The sequence below is a fragment of the Streptomyces huiliensis genome (genome assembly GCF_020037025.1).
Taxonomy (GTDB): Bacteria; Actinomycetota; Actinomycetes; order Streptomycetales; family Streptomycetaceae; genus Streptomyces; species Streptomyces huiliensis.
This window is the reverse complement of the sequence record NZ_JAIQLH010000463.1, coordinates 1-3,608: the sequence shown is the minus strand read 5'-3', so window position 1 is coordinate 3,608 and position 3,608 is coordinate 1. Positions and strand designations below refer to the sequence as shown.

Below are 3,608 nucleotides of genomic sequence, written 5' to 3'. Positions count from 1 at the left end.
GCCGGCCGCGCCGTCCGCCCGGCCCGCCGTCCAGCGCGGGCTCGGCAGGCCGCCGGCGAAGCACGCCAGCCCCTCGGCCAACCCCGCCGCGTCCGCCGCGGCCACCGCCAGGCGTTCCGGGCCGGGGCGGACGGAAAAGGGCCGGAGCTCATCCGGGCGAGCGCCGCCGGCCAGCAATTCCGCCGTTCTTTTCGCGCCCTCCGTCAACTCCGTGCGCGTGGCCGCGGAAAAAAGCAGCAGCCACGGCGGGGGAGGCGGCAGCGCATGGTCGAATGTCATGAGCCCCTCGTCGTCCGGTGCATCGGAACGGGCGGCACGCCGGCGCTTGCTACGATCGCCGCACCGGCCGTTACCGACCGCCGCGCCGACCGCCGCTCCACGCTTTCGACACAGCGACACCCGCGAAGAATTCGAAAAGTTCGAGAAGTTCGAAGAGTTCGAAAAGGAGTAGAGGAAGAATGCCGGAGAACTCCTTCCAGGGCCTGGTCGTCGACACCGAACCCGCGTCCGACGCCTACCTCGTCATCGGCATTCCCGGATCCGGGAAAAGCTCGGTGTCCGACGCCCTCGCCCGGCGCTTTCCCCTCGGCGCGCACATCGAGGGCGACCACATCCAGGACCTCATCGTCTCCGGCGGGCACCTGCCCTCGCCGGAGGAGGACCTGGAGGCCGACCGCCAGCTGCTGCTGCGCGCCCGCAACGCCTCGGTGCTCGCCCGCAGCTTCCACGCCGCCGGGGTCGTCCCCGTCATCGACGACGTGGTCGTCCGGCGCGCCCACCTCGACTACTACCTGGAGCAGCTGAAGGGCCTGCCGCTGCACCTCATCGTCCTCGCGCCCACGGCGGACGTCGTCGCCCGGCGGGTCGCCGAACGGGACAAGGTGCTGGCGGACGACTGGTCGTTCCTCGACGAGGCGATGCGGTCCGAACTCGACGGCCAGGGGACGTGGTTCGACAGCTCGGACCTGACCCTCACCGAGACCGTCGACGCGATCCTCGCCAAGGGCTGAACTCCGCCGCCCGGTGCGGGAGCGTCCCGACGAGCCCCGCGCCGGGCGCCCTCCCGGCGGCCTCGTGTGCCGTCTCGTGCGCCGCCTCATGCGCCGTCGATCCGGCGGACCGCGGTCAGCCAGGTGCGCATCAGGTGGGCGCTCCGGTGCAGGAACGCCCGCGCGTCCTGCGTCCAGGCCGGGCCGCGCGCCTGCTCGGCGAACTCCCGCAGACCCTCCGCGAGCGAGGCGTACGCCTCGCGGTAGTCGCTCCCCTCAAGGCGGAACTTGCGCAGCCAGTCGAGGAGTTCGTCCATGAAGCGGATCGCCGGAAGCTCGCCGGCGAGGTCGGCGAACAGGTCGTGCGCGTTCCGCTCGTGGTGGACCAGCGGGCCGCCGAAGCGGACGGCGTGCCCCAGGTGCTTGGCGCACGCCGCGACGAAGTACCCGCTGAAGATGTCCCCGAAGCGCTCCAGGGGTACTCCGCCGACCGGCTGCCCCATCCGCAGGAAGTAGTAGGCGGGCAGGGCGTCCCGGTGCACCGCCGTGTTCTGCGAGTTGACCGGGCACCAGGTGTCCCGCGCCAGGACGGCGGGCCGCCCCCGGTAGCCCGTCACCTCCGGCCGCACCGCGAGCCGGGTCACCGCGTCCACGTCCGGATCGCCCAGCCACAGCCCGGCGTTGACGCGCACGTCGGCCCTCTCCTCCGTCCACGTCGGCGCGTCGGACGCCGTCCGCGGCCCGTAGGGGAAACCCCGGGGGTGCACCCGGCAGGGCGTCACGTCCAGCAGGTCGCAGGCGTTGAACCAGCCGGACGCCGACGACACCGTCCGGTGCCGCGCGGGACCCGCCAGCACCACCCGGTGCTCGTCCAGGAACGGGCTCGCGGCGGGCAGGTTGTCGTCGTCCATGGACACGGCGCACGCGCTGCCGTCGAGGTACGAGAGCAGGTAGCCGATGTTGCGCCGGTTGTCGGAGTCGTACGGGACGAGGTCCGGCACCCCGAGCTTCGCCAGCAGCCGGTCCTGCTCCGCCACGTCGGGGGAGACGACCGAGGCGCCCCGGGCGCGGGCCCGGTCGCAGGCCGCGTGGAAGGCGGCGGGCGTCCGGCGGTCCGGGACGGCGACGAGCCGGGCGCCGCCCTCCGCGAGGGTGTCGGCGTAGCGCTCCAGGAACTCCCCGGAGCCGATGGTGGTGATGACGATGTCGATCGTTTCGGACATGTGTCACTCCAGAGTGGGAATGTCCCGCCAGAACCGCAGCCGGGAGGAGGCGGTGACGAGGGGGGCGCCGATCCAGAGGAGCATCACGACGGCCAGCCCGAGCCGCGGGCCGAACAGGCTGCCGAGCAAGCCGCCGACCAGTCCGCCGACGAAGAGCATGCCGCGGCTGACGAACCGGACGCAGGCGACCGTCCGCTGCAACAGGTCGGACGGGGTGAGCAGTTGGACGAGCGTGGCCTGGCCCACCGAGAACACGGCGAACCCGGCGTGGAACAGCAGCGCGCCGCACAGGAACAGGAACAGCCCGGAGCCCGGCCCGGTCAGCGGCAGCAACAGCCCCGCCGGGGCGCACACCACGGCGGGGATCCACACCGCGCGCGCCGACCCCAGCCGACGGCTGACCCGGCCCGCGCCGAACGCCCCGACCAGCCCGCCGACGCCCACCGAGCCGATCAGCAGGCCCAGGGTGCCGGGGGCCACCCCGACGTCGTCGGCCAGGAACAGGATCACCAGTGCCTCGTAGGCGGCGAAGCAGCAGTTGCCCAGGGCGGAACCGGCGATCGACGCGAGGATGACCGGCCGCCGGGCTACGAACCGGAACGCCTCCGCGAGTTCGGCCCACAGGCCCGCCGTGCGGGACGTCGCGCCGGGCGCCTCGATCCGCGCCCGCATCAGCAGGTTGCACGCCGCCGAGGCCACGAAACCGCCCGCGTTGAGCAGCGGCGCGTGCTCCGGTCCCAGCGCCTGCACGGTGAACCCGGCCACCGCCGGGCCGAAGGCCAGCGACATCGCGCGCGCCATCTGGAGCCGGACGTTGCCGTGGACCAACCGGTCCTTGGGCAGCATGCGGGGCGGCATGGACAGGTAGACGATCTCGTAGAACACCGTCGCGCAGCTGACCAGGACGTTGGACAGGTACAGGTGCCACAGCGCCAGGTGCCCCGCCGCCGCCAGGACCGGCACCATGGTCACGATCCCCGCGCGGCCGAGGTCGGCGAGGAGCAGCAGCGTCCGCGGGCGCAGCCGCGCGCAGTACACGCCGGCCGGCAGCGTCAGTACCAGCCAGGGCAGATAGCCCGCCGCCGTGATCAGGCCGACCTCACCGACCGACGCGCCCAGCGTGCGGGCCGCGAGCAGCGGGAACGCGACCACCGTCGCCATCCCGCACAACTGGCTGATCGCGCTGCCGATCCACAGCAGGCGGAAGTCCCGTTCGAGGGCGCGGGTGGGGGTGGACGGCAGGGTGGCGAGGTCGGACATGGCGCGTGCTCTCTTCCTCTCGGTGCACCGCGGGCCGCCGGGGCATGGGGCGCGCCGGCGGGCGCGGACGTGCTGGCTGGTCGGGAACCCGGTCGGCGTCCGGGCCGCGGCACCGCCCGGGCGGCGGCGGCCGGCC

The 3,608-nt window shown here is 73.5% G+C and carries 4 protein-coding genes; 1 reads left to right on the top strand and 3 read right to left on the bottom strand.

Annotation, left to right across the window (positions count from 1 at the left end; all coding sequences use genetic code 11):
- The coding region (locus JNW98_RS35145) for a hypothetical protein (protein ID WP_223772324.1) at window positions 1-279 on the bottom strand (279 nt) is incomplete at its 3' end.
- Window positions 280-458: 179 nt separating this feature from the next.
- On the opposite strand from JNW98_RS35145, the gene JNW98_RS35140 reads away from it, so the two are divergent.
- On the top strand, window positions 459-1,010 hold the full coding sequence (locus tag JNW98_RS35140) for an AAA family ATPase (protein WP_223772323.1): 552 nt from the start codon (window positions 459-461) through the stop codon (window positions 1,008-1,010).
- A gap of 86 nt (window positions 1,011-1,096) precedes the next feature.
- On the opposite strand, the gene JNW98_RS35135 is transcribed toward JNW98_RS35140, so the two are convergent.
- Window positions 1,097-2,212 carry a hypothetical protein gene (locus tag JNW98_RS35135; RefSeq protein ID WP_223772322.1) on the bottom strand — a complete coding sequence of 372 codons (1,116 nt, stop codon included), beginning with the start codon at window positions 2,210-2,212 and terminating at the stop codon, window positions 1,097-1,099.
- A 3-nt stretch (window positions 2,213-2,215) separates the two neighbouring features.
- On the bottom strand, window positions 2,216-3,472 hold the full coding sequence (locus JNW98_RS35130; protein ID WP_223772321.1) for an MFS transporter: 1,257 nt from the start codon (window positions 3,470-3,472) through the stop codon (window positions 2,216-2,218).
- Window positions 3,473-3,608 lie beyond the last annotated feature (136 nt).

Excerpts from the sequence above, each read along its gene's own strand:
- JNW98_RS35135 (WP_223772322.1), bottom strand. The coding sequence starts at position 2,212 with ATGTCCGAAACGATCGACATCGTCATCACCACCATCGGCTCCGGGGAG.
- JNW98_RS35140 (WP_223772323.1), top strand. The coding sequence starts at position 459 with ATGCCGGAGAACTCCTTCCAGGGCCTGGTCGTCGACACCGAACCCGCG.
- JNW98_RS35130 (WP_223772321.1), bottom strand. The coding sequence starts at position 3,472 with ATGTCCGACCTCGCCACCCTGCCGTCCACCCCCACCCGCGCCCTCGAA.